Raw genomic sequence first — 22,028 nt, forward strand, 5'->3', positions numbered from 1 at the left:
GGTAACAATGATGGTAAAGGGCAGTCATGGATTGGGACAAGCTAAGAATATTTCACGCCGTCGCCGACGCGGGCAGCCTGACCCACGCCGGTGACACGCTGCATCTGTCGCAATCGGCGGTCTCGCGGCAAGTGCGCGCGCTTGAGGAATCGCTGAACGCCACGCTGTTTCACCGCCACGCACGCGGGCTGATTCTCACCGAACAGGGCGAATTGCTGTTCGATGCGACGCGATCGATGAACCGCAGGCTGGAGGCCGCCGCCGCCCGCATCCGCGACAGCGAAGAAGAAGTCTTCGGCGAGTTGAAGGTCACCACGACCATCGGGTTCGGCACGCTCTGGCTCGCCCCGCGCCTGCCGAAGCTCTACGAAAAATACCCCGACCTGAAGATCGACCTGATGCTGGAAGAGCGCGTGCTCGACCTGCCGATGCGAGAGGCCGACGTGGCGATCCGCATGAAGGAACCGTCACAGGCCGACCTGATCCGCAAGCGGCTGATGTCGGTGCGGATGCGGCTCTACGCCAGCCCGTCCTACCTTGCGCAAAACGGCAACATCACCGACATCGAGGAAATCGGCAATCATCGCCTGATCTGCCAGTCGCCCGCCTCTGCGCAGGTGTCCGCCGGGGCGACGCTGGTGCAGCATCTGCTGTCGCATGACGTCCCGCATCTGTTCACGATCAACAACTATTTCGGCGTGCTGCAGGCGGTGCTTCACGATCTGGGCATCGGCGTGTTGCCCGACTACCTGGTCGAGGATTTCCCCGAACTGGTGCGCGTGCTGCCCGATCTTGAATCGGGCGAGGTGCCAGTGTTCCTCGCCTACCCCGAAGAACTGCGCCAATCCAAACGCATCAGCGCGTTTCGCGATTTCGTGCAGGAAGAAATCTTCGCCCATCGCAAGAAACTGCGCGAAGCGCCTGCCGCCTCCTGAACGCCGCGACAGAACCACGGCGAGCCTCGCCCAATGACCCATGCGCCACACGCATAGCGGCTTTGCGCATGGGGCAGTCTGGTTTTTCTTGAACGGTCAAAAGATGACCCCTATCTGGTCATTGAAGGCGGTGATGCTGTAACGCTCATCATCTTCAACCTCCCTGTTGGACTTTGCCGGGCCTTGTGCCCGGCAATTTTTTTTCCCGAGGTCCTCGACAGGTCAGTACATCGTCGCCTTGTACTCTTCTTCAAGATCGGCGTCGATTTGCGCCATGCGCTGCGGGTCGTCGGGTGCACCCGTGGTCTGCTCCAGAACCATCTTCGACAACGACGGCATCTCTGTCCGGTCCTGCAGACTGTCCGGGTCCCACAACCGTGACCGGCGAAACGCCTTGGCGCAATGCAGGAACACCTCCGTCACGGTGACGACGATGGCGGTCGCCGGCGTGCGGCCGTTGACCGCCATGGCCGATAGAATCGCCGGATCGCAGGTGATCTGCGCCGTGCCGTTGATCCGCAGCGTATCGTCAAACCCCGGCACCATGAAAATAAGACCGACCGCCGGATTGCCCAGAATGTTGGATTGCGTATCCAGCCGGTTGTTGCCGGGGCGGTCGGGGATCAGCAGCGTTCGGTCGTCGTGGACCTGCACGAACCCGCAAGGATCGCCGCGCGGGCTGACATCGGCGCGCCCGTCGGGCGATTGCGTGCCGATACACAGGAAAGGCGCTCTGGCGATGAACGCCCGCGCGTGCCGGTCGAGATGGTCCTGACACTTGGCGACGGCGATCTCGTGGGTCGGCGCGTAAAGATCGCGCAGGTCCGATTCCTCCGTGATCAGGAAATCCGGGTTCAGGGCGGCGTCCTTTGGCATGGCGGGCATCCTTCAATTCTGGCCGATCGACCGGCGCGGGAACAGCAGCAGTGTGGCCGCACCATGGCACGAAGTCACCACGATCCGCGTCGCCATGCGCTTTTTTCCCCGATCCGTCTTTTGTCCGCCGCGCCGATCGCCTAAAGCCATGCGCAACAATCGGGGATGCACTATGACCGAACCTGCCATCACATCTGACCTGATCGCCGCACACGGGCTTTCATCCGATGAATACGCCCGCATCCTCGACATCATCGGGCGGGAGCCGACGTTCACCGAACTGGGCATCTTTTCGGCCATGTGGAACGAACACTGTTCCTACAAATCTTCCAAGAAATGGCTGCGCACGCTGCCCACCGAAGGGCCACAGGTGATCTGCGGGCCGGGCGAGAACGCGGGCATCGTCGATATCGGCGACGGGCAGTGCATCGTCTTCAAAATGGAAAGCCACAACCACCCCTCATACATCGAGCCCTATCAGGGGGCGGCCACCGGCGTGGGCGGCATCCTCCGCGACGTGTTCACCATGGGCGCGCGACCCATCGCCGCAATGAACTCGCTGTCCTTCGGCCTGCCGTCGCATCCCAAGACCCGCCAGCTTGTCAGCGGCGTGGTGGCCGGTGTCGGCGGCTATGGCAACTGCTTCGGCGTGCCGACCGTGGGGGGCGAGGTGCGGTTCGACGCCTCCTACAACGGCAACTGTCTGGTCAACGCCTTTGCCGCCGGCCTGGCCGATACCGACAAGATTTTCTACTCCGCCGCCTCGGGTGTCGGCATGCCCGTCGTCTACCTGGGCGCGAAGACGGGCCGCGACGGCGTGGGCGGGGCCACCATGGCATCGGCGGAATTTGACGACAGCATCGAGGACAAGCGCCCCACCGTGCAGGTGGGCGACCCATTCACCGAAAAACGCCTGATGGAGGCGACGCTGGAACTGATGGCCACCGGTGCCGTAATTTCCATTCAGGACATGGGGGCAGCCGGCCTCACCTGCTCTGCAGTGGAGATGGGCGACAAGGGCGGTCTGGGTATCCGGCTCGATCTGGAAAACGTGCCGCAACGCGAAGATAACATGACCGCCTACGAGATGATGCTGTCCGAGAGCCAGGAACGCATGTTGATGGTCCTCAAGCCCGAGCTTGAGGCCGAGGCCCGCGCGGTTTTCGAAAAATGGGATCTCGATTTCGCCATCGTCGGGGAGACGATTGCCGAGGACCGCTTTCTGATCCTGCATAACGGCGCGGTGAAGGCCGACCTGCCGCTGGCGACGCTGTCCGGTTCCGCCCCCGAATACGATCGTGCGTGGGAGGAAACGCCGGCGCCCGCGCCCTTTACTGACACGCTGGACATCGCGCCCATCGCAGGTCTGCGCGCCCTGATCGGCAGCCCAAATTACGCGGGCAAGCAGTGGGTGTACGAACAATACGACACCCAGGTCATGGGCGACACGGTCCGCACGCCGGGGATGGGTGCAGGCATCGTGCGTATCCACGGCACACCCAAATCCGTGGCCTTCACCAGCGACGTGACCCCGCGCTATGTCGCGGCGAATCCGGTCGAGGGCGGCAAACAGGCGGTGGCCGAGGCCTACCGCAACCTGACCGCAGTGGGGGCCACGCCGCTGGCCACCACCGACAACATGAACTTCGGCAACCCCGAAAAGCCGCGCATCATGGGGCAATTCGTGGGTGCGATCAAAGGCATCGGCGAGGCGGTCAAGGCGCTGAACATGCCCATCGTGTCCGGTAACGTGTCGCTTTACAACGAAACCGACGGCAAGGGCATCCTGCCCACGCCCACAATCGGCGCCATCGGCCTGATCCAGACGCCCGACCATGTCATCGGCGACCCCGCCCGCAACGGCGATCTGCTGTTGCTGCTGGGCGAAACCCGCGGCCACTTGGGGCAGTCCGCCCTGCTGACCGAGGCCTTCGACCGCGCCGAGGGCGACGCCCCGCCCGTCGATCTGGCGCAGGAACGGCTGCACGGTGATTTCATCCGCGCGCACGCCAGCCTGATCCGCGCCTGCACCGACCTGTCGGACGGCGGGCTTGCCCTTGCCGCATTCGAAATGGCCGAGGCGGCGGGCTTCGGCGTGACGCTTGACGCGATGGAGATCGCCCGGCTTTTCGGCGAGGATCAGGGCCGCTACCTGATCGCCTGCGCGCCGGGGGATGCCGACGCACTGACACGCGCCGCGGCCCACCTGTCCTTGCAACAGGTCGGCAGGATCGGCGGGCAACAGGTGACCTTCGGCGACGACAGCGCACCGCTGGCGGAACTCGCGACGCTTTATCGCGGCGCTTTCGCCCGGGCCATCGCCTGAACCGGCACGCCCGCCCTTGCAGCCCATACCACCGGTGCCTAGGTTGACGGCATCGCCGCAAAGGACCCTGTCATGCCCATCACAGCCGCCGAAATCGAAACCCTGCTGCGCGAGGCGTTTCCCGACGCGCAGATCACCGTGCAGGGCGACGACGGCGCGCATTTCGCCGCGGAGGTCATCGACGCGAGCTTCGCCGGCAAGAACCGGGTGCAACAACAACGCGCCGTCTATGCCGCGCTGAAAGGCAAAATGGACGGCAGCAACGGCGACCTGCATGCGCTGGCACTGACGACGAAAGCGCCCGATTGACCCCATTCCCGATTTTTTGCGAAAAATCGCAAACCCCAAATTTTCGCGAAAATTTGCATCGCAAAGGACAACCGACATGACCGCAGAAACACAGATCAAGGAAACCGTCGCCAACAACGACGTCGTGCTTTTCATGAAAGGCACGAAATCCATGCCGCAGTGCGGGTTCTCGTCCCGCGTCGCCGGTGTGCTGAATTTCATGGGTGTCGACTTCGCCGACATCAACGTGCTGGCCGACGAGGAACTGCGCCAAGGCATCAAGGACTATTCCGACTGGCCCACCATCCCGCAGCTTTACGTCAAGGGAGAATTCGTCGGCGGCTGCGACATCGTCACCGAGATGACGCTGTCCGGTGAACTCGACACGCTCTTCGCCGAGAGCGGCGTGAGTTTCGACAAGGATGCCGCCGACAAGATCCGTGAAGCCAACGCCTGACACCCACCCATCCATGGGGGTTGCCCCGCATCCTGCCCCGTCGTTTGCTGGTCACTGACCGACGAAAGCGGGGGACGGATATGGAAATTGCAGTCATCGCGGTGCTGGTCGTCGCCAGCTTCGCCGGAACGGGCCTGATCTTTCTGGCGCTCCTGCGCGGAAAGCGCCGGATCGTCGATCTGACCGATTTTGCCGCCGCACAGGGCTGGCAGCTGACCGACAGGCAGGCCGCACATGGCGAGACGGTCCTGCACGATCCCGCCGACGACTGGACCCTCACGATCCGCGTCAGCGCGCCGCGGCAGGGGTCCGTGTCGCGCCTCGTGCTCTGGCACACCCCCGATTGCGCCCTGCCGCAGGGGGCCGCCGTGCTGGGGCCGCCGCTGCCCAAACGCACCGTCCAGATGATGAACGGGCCGCTGCCGGATATTGTGGCGAAAACACTGAAATCCCTGATGTTTCAATACGTCGACGGGCTGGGCGATCTACCCGGTGATCTGACGGTGCAGGAGGAAACGGCGGGCGATCCGGGCGGCGTTCTGTTGGCGACCGACAACACGCGCACGGCGCTCGACGCTATCCGCGACCATCCCGCACTGCTCGAAAGCCGACAGGGGCGCAACGAAATGCTGCAACCTATCGTGATCCGCGATACCACCGGACTGACACTGCGGGTGCGCGGTGCGCTGACCCCCACGAACCGCCTGCGCGATTTCGTGGAAACCGGCCTTGCCCTGCGCGCGGCGCTGAAAGACAGCGGCACCTAGGACAGCACGCGCCCTACTCCGCCTTGCTGTCCAGACTGTCGGCCAGCGCCTCTGCCCGCGCGGCCAGTTCGGCCAGCGTATCGGTCACCTCTGCCGGCACGACCGGCACCTCGACCCGTTCGGGCGCAGGCGCCGGGCGGCTTTCAATGCCGTCGATCCGCGATTGCAGCTCTGCCAGCCGCGCTTCGGAATTGCGCACCTTTTCCTCCAGCCCGGCCGTCTTGTCGGCCAGCATCAGCCCGGCCATCAGCAGCATCCGCGCCTCCGGCATCCGGCCGATCTGTTCGGACAGGTGCGCCGCCTCGGCGTTCAGCATCGCGGCGGCAGAATGCAGGTAGTGTTCCTCGCCCTCCTGACAGGCCACCTCGAAATTGCGGCCACCGATCATGATTTCGACATGGGGCATGGCTCAACCCTCCTTCAAGAGCGGTTTCAGCTCGCTGATGATCGCGTCCACTTCCACGGCTTCGGACGCGCGCTGCGATTTCAGCGCGTCGATCTCCGCCATCATCGCGCGGTTGATCAGTTCCGGCTCAACCACGCCCTCTGACGCGGCCTCGCGCAGCTGGCCGTTGATGTCGCGCATGTCGGCGTTGGACTGGCGCAGCCGCTGCAGTTCGGCATCCACGGACGCCATCTGCGCCTGCTGTGCGGCCAGCTTGTTTTCCAGCGCGGCCAGCGCGGCCTCCTGCCCTTCCTTGACCCGGCGTACCCGCTCCTGCAACTGCGCGTTGGCCATCCGCTCCTCGTCGAGTTCGGTCTGCAAGGCGGTCACATCGACGGCGGGGGTAGCCTTGGCGGTGACCTCCTCCACACCGGTCCTGATCCGGTCGAGCGCGGCCGTGATCCGGCTTTGCAGTTCGGCGATGTCACTCATATGCCTGTCCTTTCGCGGGGGCCTTCTTTGCGGGGCCCGTCAAGGGTTGCCTGTCGGTCGGTCGCCCGACCCGGCGCGCTGCCCCGGTGCCCACCTGACGGGTGATGCGTCGAATCGCGCGCGTTGCGGCTCAGCCTAAGCGATGATCACCGGCCCCGCAAATGCCCTCAACCATTGGCTTGCCAGTGACTTAGCGACCGCGCTTGATCTTGGCCCCTGCCCTGATATGACCCTTCAAAGCATCGGATCATCACAACCTGACAGGACACCCCTTGAATATTTCTGCCTTGCGCGCCGCGCACCCGGATCACTGGATGAAAGCGACAGCCATCCGCGCCCTGACACTGGATGCCGTGGCCGCCGCCAATTCCGGCCATTCCGGGATGCCGATGGGCATGGCAGACGTCGCGACCGTGCTTTACGAAAAGCACCTGAACTTCGACCCAAAGGCCCCCGACTGGCCCGACCGCGACCGTTTCATCCTGTCCGCCGGTCACGGGTCGATGCTGCTCTATTCGCTGATGTATCTGACGGGGTATGAAGACATCGACCTGCAGCAGATCAAGGATTTCCGGCAATGGGGGTCGCGCACCGCTGGCCACCCCGAATACGGCCACGCCCGCGGGATCGAGACCACCACCGGTCCGCTGGGTCAGGGGATCGCCAATTCCGTCGGCTTCGCCATTGCCGAGGAAATCCAGCGCGCCCGCTGGGGCAAGAAGATCGTCGATCACTACACCTACGTTATCGCAGGTGACGGCTGCCTGATGGAAGGCGTGAGCCAGGAGGCACTGTCGCTCGCCGGCATGCAGGAACTGGGGCACCTCGTCGTCTTCTGGGACAACAACAACATCACGATCGACGGCACCGTCGATATCGCCGACAAGACGAACCAGCCGATGCGCTTCGCCGCCTCCGGCTGGCATGTGCAGGAAATCGACGGCCACGACCCCGAGGCTATCGACGCGGCCATCACCGCCGCCAAATCCGACCCGCGCCCGTCGATGATCGCCTGCAAGACGCATATCGCGCTGGGGCACGCCGCACAGGACACCTCCAAGGGCCACGGCGCGCTGACCGACCCCGAGCAGCTGAAGGCCGCCAAGGAAACCTACGGCTGGAACTTTGGCCCCTTCGAGGTGCCGCAGGATGTGCTGGACGGCTGGGCCAAAATCGGCGCGCGCGGCGCGGATACTCGCAAGGCGTGGGAAGACCGTTTCGCGAAGCTGTCGGACGCCAAACAGGCCGAGTTCAACCGCACCTACGCCATGGAGCCACCGAAAAAGCTGCCAGCCGTGATCCGCGCGCTGAAAAAACAGATCACCGAAGGCCAGCCGAAGGTCGCCACCCGCAAGTCCTCGGAAAAGACGCTGGAAGTGATCAACAAGATCATGCCCGAAACCATCGGCGGCTCCGCCGACCTGACCGGCTCCAACAACACCAAGACCGGCGATCTGGGTGTGTTCCACCCCGACAGCCGCGACGGGCGCTATATCTACTACGGTGTCCGTGAACACGGCATGGCCGCCGCGATGAACGGCATGGCGCTGCACGGCGGCGCGCGACCCTACGGCGGCACTTTCATGTGTTTTACCGACTACGCGCGTGGTGCCATGCGCCTGTCAGCACTGATGGGCGTGCCGGTCACCTACGTCATGACCCACGACAGCATCGGTCTGGGCGAGGACGGCCCGACGCACCAGCCGGTCGAACATCTGGCGATGCTGCGCGCCACGCCGAACCTGCACGTCTTCCGCCCCGCAGATACGGTGGAAACGGCGGAAGCCTGGGAAATCGCGCTGTCTTCGCAGAAAACCCCGCATGTGCTGGCCCTGTCGCGCCAGAACCTGCCCACCGTGCGGACCGAGCACAAGGCGAAAAACCTGTCGGCACAGGGTGCCTATGTTCTGGCGGATGCCGAGGGCAAGCGCCGCGCGATCCTGATCGCAACGGGGTCAGAGGTCGAAGTGGCACTGGCCGCGCGTGACCTGCTGCAAAAGGAAGGCATCGGCACCCGTGTCGTCTCCGCCCCCTGTCTGGAGGTCTTTGCCGAACAGGACGAGAAATACCGCCGCAAGGTGCTGCCCGCAGGCCCCGTGCGCGTCGCGGTGGAGGCCGGCGTGCGTCAGGGCTGGGATACGATTCTGATGGGCGAGCGCGGCAACGCCAAGAAGGCGGATTTCGTCGGCATGGACAGCTTTGGCGCATCCGCGCCGGCAGAGGTGCTTTTCGACAAATTCGGGATTACGGCACAGGCCGTTGCGGATAAGGTCAAGGCACTGCTGGGCTGACCCGCCCGCCGATACGGAGAGACCCGATGAAGACACTTGCGTTTGCAGCCCTTGTGGCACTGGGCCTTGCGGCCTGTTCCGAAGGCGGCAATCAGCGGGTGTTCGTCAGCGGCGGCCTGCCCGCATCGCCGAAGGGAGAGGTCGTGCTGCGCCCCAGTGGCGGGTTGATCGTCTCCGACCCGGTGCGCGTCTCCGGCGGGCAGCAGGTCATCGCGCCGATCACGCAGGGCCGCCGGGGCGGGTTCACCGTCGCGCCGCCCAATCCACCGTCCGCCGCACAGGCCGATGCCTTTGCCCGCAGTTTCCTGAATTCGATTCAGGCGCGGTCGTTCCGCGAACGGCGCGAGTTGTGCGGCTATTTCGTGCAGCTGCCCAACGGTCAGATCACCGCCACACCACCCATTCCCGGCACCTTCGCCAGTTGCGAACAGCTGGCCCCGCAGCCCGGTCAGGGGATTTTCGCCAGCTACCACACCCACGGCGCCTACGGCCCGCAATATGATAACGAGGTCCCCTCCTCCACCGACCTGCTCAGCGATTTCGAATTCGGGATCGACGGTTACGTCTCCACCCCCGGCGGGCGGATCTGGCGGGTGGAGAATGACATCCGCGCTGCGATCCAGGTCTGCGGGCAAGGCTGCGTCGCCGTCGACCCCGGATTTGTGCCGGAGGGCGAAGCGTTTATTCTGCCGCAGTATACCCTCGCCGATCTGGCACGGCGGGGCAGCTAGAGAAGCTGCCTGCCCCCTGCGCCACGCCTATGGCAAGCTCCCGCCCGGCGGCAACGCCGGGCAGCGCCGAACCGCCCCCCCCCGGGGCGGCGCTTATAGCGCCACCCCGCGGTTCGGCACCGCCCGTCGCGCAAGACGCGGACGTTGCGGATTTGCTCGCGAATCCTTCAAACCCGCACCCGCCACGCCCCCGACCCCGCCACCGCAAGCGCCAGACAACCGCCCGCGATCGCCCAGTTTTTGACGAAGATCGTCATCTGCCACGGATCGTCCGGGATGTAATGAAACACGCTGGTGACTGCGCAATAGCCTGCCAGCAGCGTGGCCGTCAGTGGCACCGCAACGCCCGCCACAAGCGCCAGCCCCGCCACGGCGTTGAACGCCAGTGCGGGCCAGATCAGCCATTCGGGCAACCCCAGCGCCGTGAGCAATCCCATCGCCCCGGCGGGAGCCGCTGCCTTCTGCACCGCCCCGCCCAGAAACAGCGCCGCGATCAGCAGGCGTGACAGAAACAGCGCCGGATTGGTCATGTGCTGATTCCCTTTTGGTGCGGCCCATCCGCCCACCGGTGATGCGCGAATGTCGCCGTTGGCGCAAACAGTTAGCGCCACCGGCAAGATCACCAACCCATGTTATCGTTAACATATTGAAAATCATATGATTTCACTTGGTGCGGGCAAGACGCGCTTCCTATAACCGGCTCACAGGCACGAGCGGAAAGGGCAGTACCATGACAGTCACCATCGGCATCAACGGCTTTGGCCGCATCGGGCGCTGCACCTTGGCCCATATCACCGAGGCCGCGCGCAACGACGTGCAGGTGGTCAAGATCAACGCGACCGGCCCGATCGCCACCAACGCCCATCTGCTGAAATACGATTCCGTGCATGGCCGCTTCGGCACGCCGATCACCGTGAAGGACAACACGCTCGACCTTGGGCGCGGCCCCATCGACGTGATGTCGACCTACGATCCCGAAACGCTCGATTGGGACGGCGTCGATGTCGTTCTGGAATGCACCGGCAAATTCAACGACGGCCATAAAGCAAGCGTGCACCTGTCACGCGGCGCGGGCAAGGTGCTGATCTCCGCACCCGCCAAGAACGTCGACCGCACCGTGGTCTACGGCGTCAACCACCGCGACATGATGGCCGCTGAGAAGCTGATCTCGAACGGATCCTGCACCACCAACTGCCTTGCCCCGCTGGCCAAAGTGCTGAACGACGCGGTGGGGATCGAGCGCGGCATCATGACGACGATCCACAGCTACACCGGCGACCAGCCGACGCTGGACCGGCGGCATGACGACCTCTACCGTGCGCGCGCCGCCGCCATGGCGATGATCCCGACCTCCACCGGTGCGGCCAAGGCCCTGGGCGAGGTGCTGCCGGAACTGGCGGGCAAACTCGACGGCACGGCCATGCGCGTCCCCACGCCCAACGTCTCCGCCGTCGATCTGACCTTCGAGGCGGGCAAAACCGTCAGCGTCGCCGACATCAACGCCATCGTGGCCGAGGCCGCGGGCGGCTACATGGGCATGGTCATGGCCTACGACGACGAGGCGAAGGTGAGCATCGACTTCAACCACACCACGCAAAGCTGCATATTCGCGCCCGACCAAACCAAGGTCGTGGGCGGCAAGACGGTGCGCGTGCTGGCCTGGTACGACAACGAATGGGGCTTTTCGGCGCGCATGGCCGATGTGGCCGCGACGATGGGGCGGCTGCACTAGCCGCCCCTGCACTGACCTAGCGGGCCAGAAACTCTGCCGTCACCTCTGCGGTATCGCCGGTCACCCGGACCATCCCGCCCAGTTCCGCCGGTGCGCCGCTTGCCACCGGGCCAAAGAACTGGCCCTGCGCGAAACTCGACTGTGTGGTCCCGGTCGGGTTCACCGCAGCCCCGTCAAGCGAGAACCGCGAGAACCCGCCGCGAAAGCCGGTGCCGGTGATCGACATATTCTGCCGCTCGAACCGGTCGAACGGATCGCCCGGCTCCACGCCGCCCTCGGGTGTCATGACAAGATCGACACGGCCGGTGGCAAAGTTGACGTCGACGATCGCGTCGGACCGGTAGGATACAGCCAGATCCGGCCCGTCATAGCCGATCAGCCCGTCGCCGGTGAATTGCGTCGTCCCGGTGACCGGCATATCCGCCTGCATCGTCGGCACGCCGAAGATCACCCGGTAGGATGCGCGATCATTGCTGTCGCGGGTCTCCCCCGGCAATGTGGCAAGGAAATCCGACGCGACGCCGGAATACCGGTAACCGGCGGTGCTGCGGCCCGAAAACGCCGTATCGTCGCGCCCGTCCATCACCGCGGTCGTGCCGTCCGTGGCGGTCACCGTGCCGGTGCTGTGATCGTAGGTGCCGGTCACCCGCGCATAGGTCGAGGAAACGGTATCGAACACGTTCGTCGTGCCGACCCGCTCACTGCGTTCGATGAATCCGACGCCTGCCACGTCGCTGGTCACGGCGGTCGTCGTCGCCAGCGGCACATACGTCGGCGCGGGCGGTGGCGTGCCACCCATCTGCATGTCGGACCCGCCTGTCGAAGACCCGCCACAGGCCGACAAGGCCACCAGGGACGCCGCGAAATAGTAACCCTTGTTCATTGAAGAAATCCCGAGAACAGCGGTGGCACAGCGCCAGCGCAGACTTGTCCTTATCAATGCTGCGGCACCCCTGCAATTCATTCCCTGTGCGGTCCGCAAAATATCCGCCGTGGCGCGTGAAACGTGCGCTTTTTGCATCCCCCCGCCGCGTTCGACCGTCTGGCACAGCACAAGTCTAGGCGCATAGGCCTCCGCGCGATACACCCCGCGCATGACCAACGGTGTCGCCATCTTCCTCGCCCTCGTCGTGATCGGCTTTTTCGCGCTCGATCACTACGTCTTGCATCTCGACGCACTCACGTTCCTGATGCGCAAGCTGATCGCCGTCATCGACATCCTCGCCTTCTGGCGCTGACGATCCCTTGATCTGCGGTTGACCTTTGGCCAGAAATCGCAATGTTAGCGCCAACATCGGGGCGCGCCCCGTCACCAATCGGATTGGAGAACACGTCATGGCAGTCAAGGTAGCAATCAACGGATTCGGCCGCATCGGACGCAACGTCCTGCGCGCCATCATCGAAAGCGGCCGCACGGATATCGAGGTCGTGGCGATCAACGATCTGGGGCCGGTGGAAACCAACGCGCACCTGCTGCGCTTCGACAGTGTGCATGGCCGCTTCCCCGCGACCGTCACCACCACCGAGGACAGCATCGACGTGGGCCGCGGCGCGATGAAGGTCACGGCGATCAAGAACCCCGCCGACCTGCCCTGGTCGGAGGTCGATGTCGTGCTGGAATGCACCGGCATCTTCACCAGCAAGGACGCCTGCCAGGCGCATCTGGACAACGGGTCAAGCCGCGTGCTGATCTCCGCCCCCGGCAAGAACGCCGACAAGACCATCGTTTACGGCGTGAACGACGACACACTCACCAGCGATGACATCGTTGTCTCCAACGCCTCCTGCACGACGAATTGCCTGTCGCCCGTGGCCAAGGTCCTCAACGACGCCGTGGGCATCACCAAGGGCTTCATGACCACGATCCACAGCTATACCGGCGACCAGCCGACGCTGGACACGATGCACAAGGATCTCTACCGCGCCCGCGCCGCCGCCCTGTCGATGATCCCGACCTCCACCGGGGCCGCCAAGGCTGTGGGCCTCGTGCTGCCGGAACTTGACGGCAAGCTGGACGGCGTGGCGATCCGCGTGCCCACGCCCAACGTCTCCGTCGTCGACCTGACGTTTGAGGCCAGCAAATCCACCACGGTGGAAGAGGTGAATAACGCGATCATCGCCGCCGCCGATGGCCCGATGAAGGGCATCCTGGGCTACACCGACCTGCCGATGGTCAGCTCTGACTTTAACCACGATCCGCATTCGTCGATCTTCCACCTCGACCAGACCAAGGTGCTGGACGGCAACATGGTCCGTATCCTGAGCTGGTACGACAACGAATGGGGCTTCTCCAACCGGATGAGCGACACCGCCGTCGCAATGGGCAAGCTGATCTAGCGCAACCCGACATTGACATCGCAAAAGGCACCCTGCGGGGTGCCTTTTTTTGTGGCGTAAGTATGACGCGGGCCATGCAGTTTTCGCATGGCGGGTTCAACAATTCCACACGTTGTGCCGCGCCGGGGGATGGCTAGATAGCGTGGTGAGACGAGACAAAACACCAACCCGAAAGGACGCATGAAAATGTCCACACTGACCAACATCCGCACCGCCGCGACCAACTACGCCAACTACCGTCGCATCAAGCGCGAAATCCTCAACCTGCGCCGCGAAACGGCATGGGATTGCGGTTTCTTCCGCGAAGATGCCGACACGATCGCCCGGCAGGCCGTCTACGGCTAAGCCGACCAAACCCACAGACCCAACTCAAGCAAAGGATGCAAATATGTCTGTATTGAACACCATGCGCATCGCCGCAGCCAAACGCCAAAGCTACCTGCGGACCAAGCGTGAAATCGAAGCGATGCCGCTCGACGTGGCACTCGACCTTGGCCTGTTCCGCGAAGACGCGGGCAAGATCGCCTACAACGCCGTTTACGGCTGATACCGCCACACCCGGCGAAAACACCCAGCCGCCCCATCGGGGGCGGCTTTTTGCTGTCTAAAGCCCCAGCTTGGCGTGCAGTGCGGCCTTGACCGCGGGGCTCACGAATTTCGTCACGTCGCCCTCCAGCCGGGCGATTTCCTTGACCAGCTTGGACGCGATCGCCTGATTCTTGGCGTCCGCCATCAGGAACACCGTTTCGATCGTCGCATCCAGCGACCGGTTCATGCCGACCATCTGGTATTCGTATTCGAAATCCGCGACCGCCCGCAGCCCGCGCACGATCACGCCCGCGCCCACGTCGCGTGCGCAGTTGATCAACAGGTTCTCGAACGGATGCACGATGATTTCCGTGCCGGTCTCGGCACCGATGGGTTCGCATTGCGCCTTCACCATCGCGACCCGTTCTTCCAGCGAAAACAACGGCTTCTTGTCGCGGTTGATCGCGACCCCGATGACCAGCCGGTCGACCAGCGTGCAGCCGCGCCGAATGATGTCGATATGCCCGTGGTGCAGCGGGTCGAAAGTGCCGGGGTAAAGGCCGATACGCATCGGGGACCTCGCGTGCTGAATGACGTTGGACGCAGGCAAGCGGATCATGCGCCGGTTGGCAAGGGTCGCCGGGGCTTAGTGCCCCATGATCATGCCCTGCAGCGCGTCTTTTTCCATCGACAGTTCGGCCAGCCGCGCCTTGACCACGTCACCGATGGAGATCAGCCCGATCATCTTGCCACCGTCCATCACCGGCATGTGGCGAAAACGCCCCGCCGTCATCTGTTCCAGCACCGCATCGGCCTGATCGTTCGGCGTGCAGGTGATCAGCTTCGACGTCATCAGCGCACTGACCGCGTCGTCCAGACAGGACACCCCACGCTTGCCCATCTCGCGCACGATATCGCGCTCCGACAAAATCCCGTCGAGCGATGCGCCGTCCTTCGACACCACCACCGTGCCGATGCGCTTCTCGGACAGGAGCTTGACCGCGGCACTGACCTTATCCTCCGGCTTCACGCTGATGACGCCGGTGTCGTCCTTGGATTGCAGGATTTTCGATACGATCATGGGGGTGGTCCTTTATATGAACGCCACGGGGTCAAGCGTCTCAAATCAAAGGGGCATCTGTCAAGCACGGGGTCGGGCTCCGCGCACCCGCGGATGCTATTGCCGCTTTTCGTCGCGGTGCGTTGCCCCTAGTGTGCGGCCAACACGCAAACGGAGGACCCCATGCAGGAACTGACCCATTACATCGGCGGCGCACACGTCAAAGGCACATCCGGTCGCTTCGCCGACGTCTTCAACCCCGCGACGGGCGAAGTGCAGGCCAAGCTGCCGCTGGCAAACGCCGAGGAACTGGCGCAGGCCGTGCAGGTCGCGCAATCCGCACAGCCCGCATGGGCCGCGACCAACCCGCAGCGCCGCGCCCGTGTGATGATGGCCTTCGTCGGCCTTTTGAACCGCGACATGGACAAACTGGCAGAGGCGCTGTCCCGCGAGCACGGCAAGACCATTCCCGATGCCAAGGGCGACGTGCAGCGCGGGCTGGAGGTCGTGGAGTACTGCATCGGCGCGCCCGAGATGCTCAAGGGCGACTATACCGACAGCGCCGGCCCCGGCATCGATATGTATTCGATGAAGCAACCGCTGGGAGTCTGTGCCGGAATCACACCCTTCAACTTCCCCGCCATGATCCCGATGTGGATGTTCGCCCCCGCGATCGTCTGCGGCAACGCCTTCATCCTCAAACCGTCCGAGCGTGACCCCTCCGTCCCGCTGATGCTCGCCGAACTGCTGGAAGAGGCAGGCCTGCCCAAGGGCATCATCCAGGTCGTGAACGGCGACAAGGAAGCGGTGGATGCGATCCTCGACAACGATGTGATCCAGTCCATCGGCTTTGTCGGCTCCACCCCCATCGCGGAATACATTTATGGCCGCGGCTGCTCCAACGGCAAGCGGGTGCAGTGTTTCGGCGGCGCCAAGAACCACATGATCGTCATGCCTGATGCCGACATGGATCAGGCCGCTGATGCGCTGATCGGCGCGGGCTACGGGGCCGCCGGTGAACGCTGCATGGCGATTTCCGTCGCCGTCCCCGTGGGTGACGAAACCGCCGACCGGCTGGTCGAAAAGCTGGTGCCGCGCATCGAAAAGCTGAAAGTCGGCCCCTACACCGCTGGCGACGATGTGGATTACGGCCCCGTCGTCACCGCCGCCGCCAAGGCCAACATCCTCAAGCTGATCGAATCCGGCGTGGATCAGGGCGCCGAATTGGTCGTCGACGGGCGCGATTTCAACCTGCAAGGCTACGAGGACGGCTTTTTCGTCGGTCCGCACCTCTTCGATCGCGTCACGACCGACATGGACATCTACAAAAAGGAAATCTTCGGCCCCGTGCTGTCCTGTGTGCGCGCGCAAACCTATGAAGAGGCCATCGGCATGGCGATGGACCACGAATACGGCAACGGCACCGCAATCTTCACCCGCGACGGCGACACCGCCCGCGATTTCGCCAACCGGATCAACATCGGCATGGTGGGCATCAACGTGCCGATCCCCGTGCCGCTGGCCTACCACACCTTCGGCGGCTGGAAGAAATCCGTCTTCGGTGACCTCAACCAGCACGGCCCCGACGCCTTCAAATTCTACACCCGGACCAAGACCGTCACGTCGCGCTGGCCGTCCGGCATCAAGGAAGGCGGCGAATTCAACTTCAAGCCAATGGATTGATTTGAAACGCAAACCGGTGCAGGTTTCCCGAACGGCGAAATTCCGCCGATAACCTGCACCGGGAAAGCGTCATGGCCGGCTCACTCAGGATTCTCAAGGATCGCGGCATCCTGCTCTTGCGATACGACGGGTTTTTCACCGTCAAGCAGGGCGAGGAAACGCTCGACGCCTACCACGCCCACCCGGATGCCGCACCTGGGCAAAAGCATCTGGTCGATCTGTCCGGCGTCACCGGGTTCGAGCCGGAATATGTCGCCACGCTGAACCTGCAGGCCAAGGTCGCCGATATTATCCAGCCCAGCGGGTTCGAAACGCTGCTGGTGCTTTACGCCCCGCACACCACCGCGCGCCGCATGGCCGACACCATCCGCCGGTCGTGGGAGGGCGTGGCCAGCGTGATCCCCGTTCTTGCCGAAACAGAGGCGCAGGCGATGGAACTGCTCGGCCAGCCGGAAACCAGCATCGACGCAATGCTGGCAGACGCCTGAAAACCCCCGATTGTTTCAGTGTAAGAAACTCTTTGGTCGATTGCGCCGTGATTGCTAGTATCACACGACAACAAGGAGAAATTTCATGACCAAACTGACACGCCGCGCCGCCCTGCGTCTGGCCGCCGCTTCCGCCGCCCTGCCGCTGGCCGCTACCGCCGTACGCGCCGATGGCCACGCCACGAACCATACCGTCACGATCCAGAATTTCGCGTTCAACCCCGCCAATATCGAGATCAAGGTGGGTGACACGATCACCTGGGTCAACAACGACACCACCGCGCACAGCGCGTGGGAATCGCGCGGCAACGCCTTCGACACTGGCCTGCTGCAGCCCGGCCAGTCCGCCAGCCTGACGTTCGGCGGCCCCGGCACGATCAACTACCGCTGCCGCCCGCACGCCAACATGCGCGGCACGATCACGATCAGCTAATCCACTCCGGCACACGCCCAAAGGGTCCGCCACGGCGGGCCCTTTTTCTTTTTGACAATCCCGGCCCTGCGCGCAAGAATTGAACACCCGTTCACTTCAGCCAAGGTGCCGCCATGGATTTCGCCCTGACCGAGGAACAGACCGCCATTTTCGACATGGCGCGCGATTTCGGCGCGGACAACATCGCCCCCCACGCGCGCAAGTGGGAAGCGGATGGCGACATCCCCAAGAGCCTCTGGCCCGACCTCGCCGCCCTTGGCTTCGGCGGCCTTTACGTGTCCGAGGACAGCGGCGGTTCCGGCCTCTCGCGCCTCGACGCGACGCTGGTGTTCGAGGCGCTTTCGATGTCCTGCGCCTCCGTCGCGGCGTTCCTGTCGATCCACAATATGTGTGCCAAGATGATCGACACCTTCGGCTCCGATCAGATGAAATCGGATGTCCTGCCCCGCGCGCTGACGATGGAAACCGTCCTCTCCTACTGCCTCACCGAACCCGGCAGCGGGTCGGACGCGGCGGCCCTCAAGACGAAGGCCGAACGCACGAACGAGGGCTACAGCCTCACCGGCACCAAGGCGTTCATCTCCGGCGGCGGCTATTCGGACGCCTATGTCGTCATGGCCCGCACCGGCGACGACGGCCCCAAGGGCGTCAGCGCCTTTTTGGTCGAGGACGGCACCGACGGCGTGTCCTTCGGCGGGCTGGAGGACAAGATGGGCTGGCGGTCGCAGCCCACCCGGCAGGTGCAGCTGGACAATTGCAACATTCCCGCCGCGAATCTGCTGGGCGAAGAGGGCCGCGGTTTCACATATGCGATGAAGGGGCTCGACGGCGGGCGTCTGAACATCGCCGCCTGTTCCATCGGGGCCGCGCAGTCGGCACTCGACCAGACCGTCGCCTACATGGGCGAACGCAAGGCGTTCGGCAAAACCATCGACCAGTTTCAGGGGTTGCAATTCCGCCTCGCCGACGCGGAAATCGCCCTACAATCGGCTCGCACATTCCTGCGCCATGCCGCGTGGAAACTGGACACAGGTGCCCCCGATGCCACGGCCTTTTGCGCCATGGCCAAAAAGCTCTGCACCGAAACAGGCAGCCAGGTCGCCGACCAGTGCCTGCAACTGCACGGCGGCTACGGCTACCTCGCTGACTACGGCATCGAGAAAATCGTGCGCGACCTGCGCGTGCATCAGATCCTCGAAGGCACGAACGAGATCATGCGCGTGATCACCGCGCGCCACATGCTGGCAAAATGACCGATATCCTCATCCGCACAGAGGGCCGCGCGGGCCGGATCACCCTGAACCGCCCCAAGGCGCTGAACGCGCTGACCTGGGACATGCTGACGGCCATCGAGGATGCGCTGGACCGCTGGCGCGACGACGATGCGATCGACCTCATCCTGATCGACGGTGCGGGCGAAAAAGCGTTCTGCTCCGGCGGAGACATCGCGGAGATGTACGCCAGCGGCCAGCGCGGCGACTTTGATTATGGCCGCCGCTTCTGGCGCGACGAATACCGCCTGAACGCGAAACTGCACCACTCCCCCAAACCCGTCGTCAGCTTCCTGCACGGGTTCACCATGGGCGGCGGTGTCGGTGTCGGCTGCCACGCCAGCCACCGCATCGTAGGGGAAAGCAGCCGCATCGCCATGCCCGAATGTTCCATCGGGTTGATCCCCGATGTGGGCGGGTCCCTGCTGTTGGCGCAGGCCCCCGGCCATCTGGGCGAATTCCTGGGCCTCACCGCCACACGCATGCACGCAGAAGGCGCGATCCTGGCTGGGTTTGCCGATCATTTCGTGCCGGAAGCGCAGTGGGATGCCTTGAAAGCCAAGCTTTGCGACACCGGCGACGCGACCCACGCGCAAAAGGCCGCCATCGTCCCGCCAGACGCCCCGCTGATGGGCATGCGCGACGACATCGCCCGCCACTTCAGCGGCGATACCTTGGCCGCGATCATGGACAGTCTCGCAACCGAAGACACCGATTTCACCGCCGAGGCGCGCAAGCGCATGGCCCAAAACGCGCCGCTCTCCATGGCCGTCACAATCGACATCATCGATGCCGTCCGCGCCGACCCCACCATCGAAACAGCACTCGACCATGAATACCGTTTCACCTACCGCGCGATGGAACACGGCGATTTCATCGAAGGCATCCGCGCCGCGATCATCGACCGCGACAGACAACCCAACTGGCAGCACGCCGGTTGGGAGGATGTGACGGCGGAGGATATCGCCCGCATGACGGCCCCTTTGGGAAAGAACGCTTTGCAATGGGAGACATGACCATGAAGATCGGATTTATTGGGCTGGGCAACATGGGCGCGCCCATGGCCGCGAACCTTTCGAAAGCGGGCCACACCGTCACCGGCTACGACACCGCCGTGGCACCCGATGGGTTGACCATGGCCGACAGCGCGGCAGAGGCCGCCGCCGGGGTCGATGTCGTCATCACGATGCTGCCCAACGGCGAAATCCTGCGCGCCGTGGCCTCCGAAATCCACCCGGCGATGAAAACCGGGGCCGTGCATCTGGATTGTTCCACAGTCGATGTGGACAGCGCCCGCGCGGTGGCCGATCAAGCTCATGCGGCGGGTCTGGCGGCGGTCGATGCGCCCGTATCCGGCGGTATCGGGGGCGCGACGAACGGCACCCTCACCTTTATGGCGGGCGGCCCGCAGGAGGCCTTCGACACTGTCAAACCGCTGTTCGACATCATGGGTCAGAAAGCCGTGCATTGCGGCGATGCGGGCAACGGGCAGGCCGCGAAAATCTGCAACAACATGATCCTGGGTGCCACGATGATAGCCACCTGCGAGGCCTTCGTGCTGGCCGATAAACTGGGTCTCGACCGGCAAGCGATGTTCGACGTGGTCAGCACCTCATCGGGCTACAGCTGGTCGATGAACGCCTACTGCCCCGCCCCCGGCGTCGGCCCGCAATCGCCCGCCGACAACGACTACCAGCCGGGCTTCGCCGCCGACCTTATGCTGAAAGACCTGCGCCTGTCGCAGATGGCGGCCGAGGCGGTGGATGCAGACACTCCCATGGGCGCGCGGGCAACAGAACTCTATGCGCAATTCGTGGAAGACGAAGACGGCAAGGGCCGCGATTTCTCCGCCATGCTGCCGCGCTTCGCCAAGCGCGGGCGCACATGACCGACACGCCGTCGTTCACGGCTTTCGTCAAGGCACAGGACAGGATCAGCGGCCCGCCGCGGCCGGCGCTCGCTTGGGGCATGGCGCGTCGCACGCAGATGCGCATCTACGCCGACCGCACCGAAATCGGCGATTGGGTTCTGCCTCACGCAGATGTCACGCAGGCCACGCTTTACAGCACGCCCGGCGGCATCAAGGCGCGGGTGCTGGAGATCGCGACGCCGGACCGGACCGTGCAGATCAACCCCAATCCCGGCACCGACCCCAGCGTACACTTGCCCTATCCCGTCACGCAGGCGCCGTATCCCGCAGGGCTGGCACGGTTTCGCAAACTGTTCTGGCTCGTCTTCGCGGCGGCGGTGCTGGCCGCCCTGCTGCTCGATTGACGTCTCATCACGCCGCGGCCCTTTAGGCCACGCCCGACATCGTGCGTAGACATTGGCTATTGCGTGACAGGCTCGTTCGGATGCGCGTCGATCAGCGGCGTGCCCGACGGCAGCGCCGATGTCACGTCCGCGCCTGTGTCGACGACAGCGGCGCTGCAATCAAGCGCGCTTGCGTCGATCTCGCCGCTGTCGCCGGCCAGCGTCAGGTTTCCGCATGTGCCCGATGCGGTCAGCGTTCCGCCCGCATTGACCACCAGCGTCGCATCACCCAGCGCCATGTCGCTCAGGACCAGCGTACCGTCGTCCGCTTCGGCCCGGATCGGGTCGGACCAGTCGCCCGACACGGTTACCACGGACCCGTCGAAGGCTTTCACCTCGTTCAGAACCGGCGTCGTGATCGTCACCGCGAACCGGTCCTCGCGCCCGTTGGGAAAGATGAACCAGCGGGTGTCACGGTTGAAGACCAGCCAGCCCGCATAGCGGTTCACTTCCAGCTTGCTCAGGTCCGCGCCGTCCAGCGCGCGGGCGGTCACGGAATATTCCGGCCCGATCTCGATATTGACGGTCACATCCTCGTTCACATGCACCGCCGTGAAATCGGACTGATCGATCACCAGATCCTCGGCCTGCGCGACCGAAGCGGCACAGATCGCCGCCACTACCAGTTTTTTCAT

General features: G+C 64.1%; 27 protein-coding genes. 19 read left to right on the forward strand and 8 right to left on the reverse strand.

The window, feature by feature from the left end; translation table 11 throughout:
- The first annotated feature begins 26 nt into the window (after positions 1–26).
- Entirely contained in the window at positions 27–935 is a 909-nt protein-coding gene (locus AC04PH_RS10460) for a LysR family transcriptional regulator (RefSeq protein ID WP_483065684.1), read from the forward strand.
- A 222-nt stretch (positions 936–1,157) separates the two neighbouring features.
- Here AC04PH_RS10460 and AC04PH_RS10465 read toward each other — a convergent pair whose 3' ends face one another.
- Positions 1,158–1,811 (reverse strand): pyridoxamine 5'-phosphate oxidase family protein, encoded by a 654-nt coding sequence (locus AC04PH_RS10465; protein WP_483065685.1) that lies wholly within the window; start codon positions 1,809–1,811, stop codon positions 1,158–1,160.
- A gap of 172 nt (positions 1,812–1,983) precedes the next feature.
- On the opposite strand from AC04PH_RS10465, the gene purL reads away from it, so the two are divergent.
- The 4 genes from purL to AC04PH_RS10485 all read left to right on the forward strand — a co-directional run bounded on the left by purL (position 1,984) and on the right by AC04PH_RS10485 (position 5,649).
- Positions 1,984–4,137 carry a phosphoribosylformylglycinamidine synthase subunit PurL gene (purL, locus tag AC04PH_RS10470; protein WP_483065686.1) on the forward strand — a complete coding sequence of 718 codons (2,154 nt, stop codon included), beginning with the start codon at positions 1,984–1,986 and terminating at the stop codon, positions 4,135–4,137.
- 72 nt (positions 4,138–4,209) lie between these two features.
- Positions 4,210–4,446, forward strand: coding sequence for a BolA family protein (locus AC04PH_RS10475; protein ID WP_483065687.1), 237 nt, complete (start codon positions 4,210–4,212; stop codon positions 4,444–4,446).
- A 76-nt stretch (positions 4,447–4,522) separates the two neighbouring features.
- A complete protein-coding gene (gene grxD, locus AC04PH_RS10480) occupies positions 4,523–4,882 on the forward strand; it encodes a Grx4 family monothiol glutaredoxin (RefSeq protein WP_483065688.1) in 360 nt (119 codons plus the stop codon).
- 80 nt (positions 4,883–4,962) lie between these two features.
- Positions 4,963–5,649, forward strand: coding sequence for a hypothetical protein (locus tag AC04PH_RS10485; RefSeq protein ID WP_483065689.1), 687 nt, complete (start codon positions 4,963–4,965; stop codon positions 5,647–5,649).
- 13 nt (positions 5,650–5,662) lie between these two features.
- Here AC04PH_RS10485 and AC04PH_RS10490 read toward each other — a convergent pair whose 3' ends face one another.
- The gene (locus tag AC04PH_RS10490) at positions 5,663–6,055 is read right to left on the reverse strand and encodes a cell division protein ZapA (protein ID WP_483065690.1); all 393 of its coding nucleotides are present in this window, start codon (positions 6,053–6,055) and stop codon (positions 5,663–5,665) included.
- Positions 6,056–6,058: 3 nt separating this feature from the next.
- Positions 6,059–6,526 (reverse strand): hypothetical protein, encoded by a 468-nt coding sequence (locus AC04PH_RS10495; protein ID WP_483065691.1) that lies wholly within the window; start codon positions 6,524–6,526, stop codon positions 6,059–6,061.
- 272 nt (positions 6,527–6,798) lie between these two features.
- Here AC04PH_RS10495 and tkt point away from each other — a divergent pair, with 272 nt between their 5' ends.
- Positions 6,799–8,817 (forward strand): transketolase, encoded by a 2,019-nt coding sequence (tkt, locus tag AC04PH_RS10500; protein ID WP_483065692.1) that lies wholly within the window; start codon positions 6,799–6,801, stop codon positions 8,815–8,817.
- A 26-nt stretch (positions 8,818–8,843) separates the two neighbouring features.
- Positions 8,844–9,548, forward strand: coding sequence for a DUF4329 domain-containing protein (locus tag AC04PH_RS10505; RefSeq protein WP_483065693.1), 705 nt, complete (start codon positions 8,844–8,846; stop codon positions 9,546–9,548).
- A gap of 167 nt (positions 9,549–9,715) precedes the next feature.
- On the opposite strand, the gene AC04PH_RS10510 is transcribed toward AC04PH_RS10505, so the two are convergent.
- Positions 9,716–10,078: a DoxX family protein gene (locus tag AC04PH_RS10510; protein ID WP_483065694.1), complete on the reverse strand. Its 363-nt coding sequence runs from the start codon at positions 10,076–10,078 to the stop codon at positions 9,716–9,718.
- Positions 10,079–10,278: 200 nt separating this feature from the next.
- On the opposite strand from AC04PH_RS10510, the gene gap (AC04PH_RS10515) reads away from it, so the two are divergent.
- Complete coding sequence (gene gap / locus AC04PH_RS10515; protein WP_483065695.1) at positions 10,279–11,280, forward strand: type I glyceraldehyde-3-phosphate dehydrogenase; 1,002 nt, start codon at positions 10,279–10,281, stop codon at positions 11,278–11,280.
- A 16-nt stretch (positions 11,281–11,296) separates the two neighbouring features.
- Here the strand turns inward: gap (AC04PH_RS10515) and AC04PH_RS10520 are convergent, their stop codons facing one another.
- On the reverse strand, positions 11,297–12,163 hold the full coding sequence (locus tag AC04PH_RS10520; protein ID WP_483065696.1) for a HupA family protein: 867 nt from the start codon (positions 12,161–12,163) through the stop codon (positions 11,297–11,299).
- A 211-nt stretch (positions 12,164–12,374) separates the two neighbouring features.
- On the opposite strand from AC04PH_RS10520, the gene AC04PH_RS10525 reads away from it, so the two are divergent.
- From AC04PH_RS10525 to AC04PH_RS10540, 4 genes are all read left to right on the forward strand, one after another.
- Positions 12,375–12,518 (forward strand): hypothetical protein, encoded by a 144-nt coding sequence (locus tag AC04PH_RS10525; protein ID WP_483065697.1) that lies wholly within the window; start codon positions 12,375–12,377, stop codon positions 12,516–12,518.
- Between the two features lie 97 nt (positions 12,519–12,615).
- Entirely contained in the window at positions 12,616–13,617 is a 1,002-nt protein-coding gene (gene gap, locus AC04PH_RS10530) for a type I glyceraldehyde-3-phosphate dehydrogenase (protein WP_483065698.1), read from the forward strand.
- A gap of 186 nt (positions 13,618–13,803) precedes the next feature.
- On the forward strand, positions 13,804–13,962 hold the full coding sequence (locus AC04PH_RS10535) for a hypothetical protein (RefSeq protein ID WP_483065699.1): 159 nt from the start codon (positions 13,804–13,806) through the stop codon (positions 13,960–13,962).
- A gap of 43 nt (positions 13,963–14,005) precedes the next feature.
- Positions 14,006–14,164: a hypothetical protein gene (locus AC04PH_RS10540; RefSeq protein WP_483065700.1), complete on the forward strand. Its 159-nt coding sequence runs from the start codon at positions 14,006–14,008 to the stop codon at positions 14,162–14,164.
- Between the two features lie 57 nt (positions 14,165–14,221).
- Here the strand turns inward: AC04PH_RS10540 and coaD are convergent, their stop codons facing one another.
- Positions 14,222–14,716, reverse strand: coding sequence for a pantetheine-phosphate adenylyltransferase (coaD, locus tag AC04PH_RS10545; RefSeq protein WP_483065701.1), 495 nt, complete (start codon positions 14,714–14,716; stop codon positions 14,222–14,224).
- 75 nt (positions 14,717–14,791) lie between these two features.
- A complete protein-coding gene (locus AC04PH_RS10550; RefSeq protein WP_483065702.1) occupies positions 14,792–15,226 on the reverse strand; it encodes a CBS domain-containing protein in 435 nt (144 codons plus the stop codon).
- Positions 15,227–15,388: 162 nt separating this feature from the next.
- Here AC04PH_RS10550 and AC04PH_RS10555 point away from each other — a divergent pair, with 162 nt between their 5' ends.
- The 7 genes from AC04PH_RS10555 (at position 15,389) to AC04PH_RS10585 (ending at position 21,354) form a co-directional block, all read left to right on the forward strand.
- Positions 15,389–16,888 (forward strand): CoA-acylating methylmalonate-semialdehyde dehydrogenase, encoded by a 1,500-nt coding sequence (locus AC04PH_RS10555; protein ID WP_483065703.1) that lies wholly within the window; start codon positions 15,389–15,391, stop codon positions 16,886–16,888.
- 71 nt (positions 16,889–16,959) lie between these two features.
- Positions 16,960–17,376, forward strand: a complete 417-nt coding sequence (locus AC04PH_RS10560) for a hypothetical protein (protein WP_483065704.1) — start codon at positions 16,960–16,962, stop codon at positions 17,374–17,376.
- Positions 17,377–17,461: 85 nt separating this feature from the next.
- Positions 17,462–17,809 (forward strand): cupredoxin domain-containing protein, encoded by a 348-nt coding sequence (locus AC04PH_RS10565; RefSeq protein WP_483065705.1) that lies wholly within the window; start codon positions 17,462–17,464, stop codon positions 17,807–17,809.
- A gap of 113 nt (positions 17,810–17,922) precedes the next feature.
- Positions 17,923–19,062: an acyl-CoA dehydrogenase family protein gene (locus AC04PH_RS10570; protein ID WP_483065706.1), complete on the forward strand. Its 1,140-nt coding sequence runs from the start codon at positions 17,923–17,925 to the stop codon at positions 19,060–19,062.
- On the forward strand, positions 19,059–20,096 hold the full coding sequence (locus AC04PH_RS10575) for an enoyl-CoA hydratase/isomerase family protein (RefSeq protein ID WP_483065707.1): 1,038 nt from the start codon (positions 19,059–19,061) through the stop codon (positions 20,094–20,096). The genes AC04PH_RS10570 and AC04PH_RS10575 overlap by 4 nt, the downstream gene beginning before the upstream one ends.
- Positions 20,097–20,098: 2 nt before the next feature.
- Entirely contained in the window at positions 20,099–20,968 is an 870-nt protein-coding gene (gene mmsB, locus AC04PH_RS10580; protein WP_483066184.1) for a 3-hydroxyisobutyrate dehydrogenase, read from the forward strand.
- Positions 20,965–21,354, forward strand: coding sequence for a hypothetical protein (locus AC04PH_RS10585; RefSeq protein WP_483065708.1), 390 nt, complete (start codon positions 20,965–20,967; stop codon positions 21,352–21,354). The genes mmsB and AC04PH_RS10585 overlap by 4 nt, the downstream gene beginning before the upstream one ends.
- A gap of 56 nt (positions 21,355–21,410) precedes the next feature.
- Here the strand turns inward: AC04PH_RS10585 and AC04PH_RS10590 are convergent, their stop codons facing one another.
- Complete coding sequence (locus tag AC04PH_RS10590; RefSeq protein ID WP_483065709.1) at positions 21,411–22,028, reverse strand: GIN domain-containing protein; 618 nt, start codon at positions 22,026–22,028, stop codon at positions 21,411–21,413.

The organism is Yoonia sp. KMU-150, from assembly GCF_056858355.1.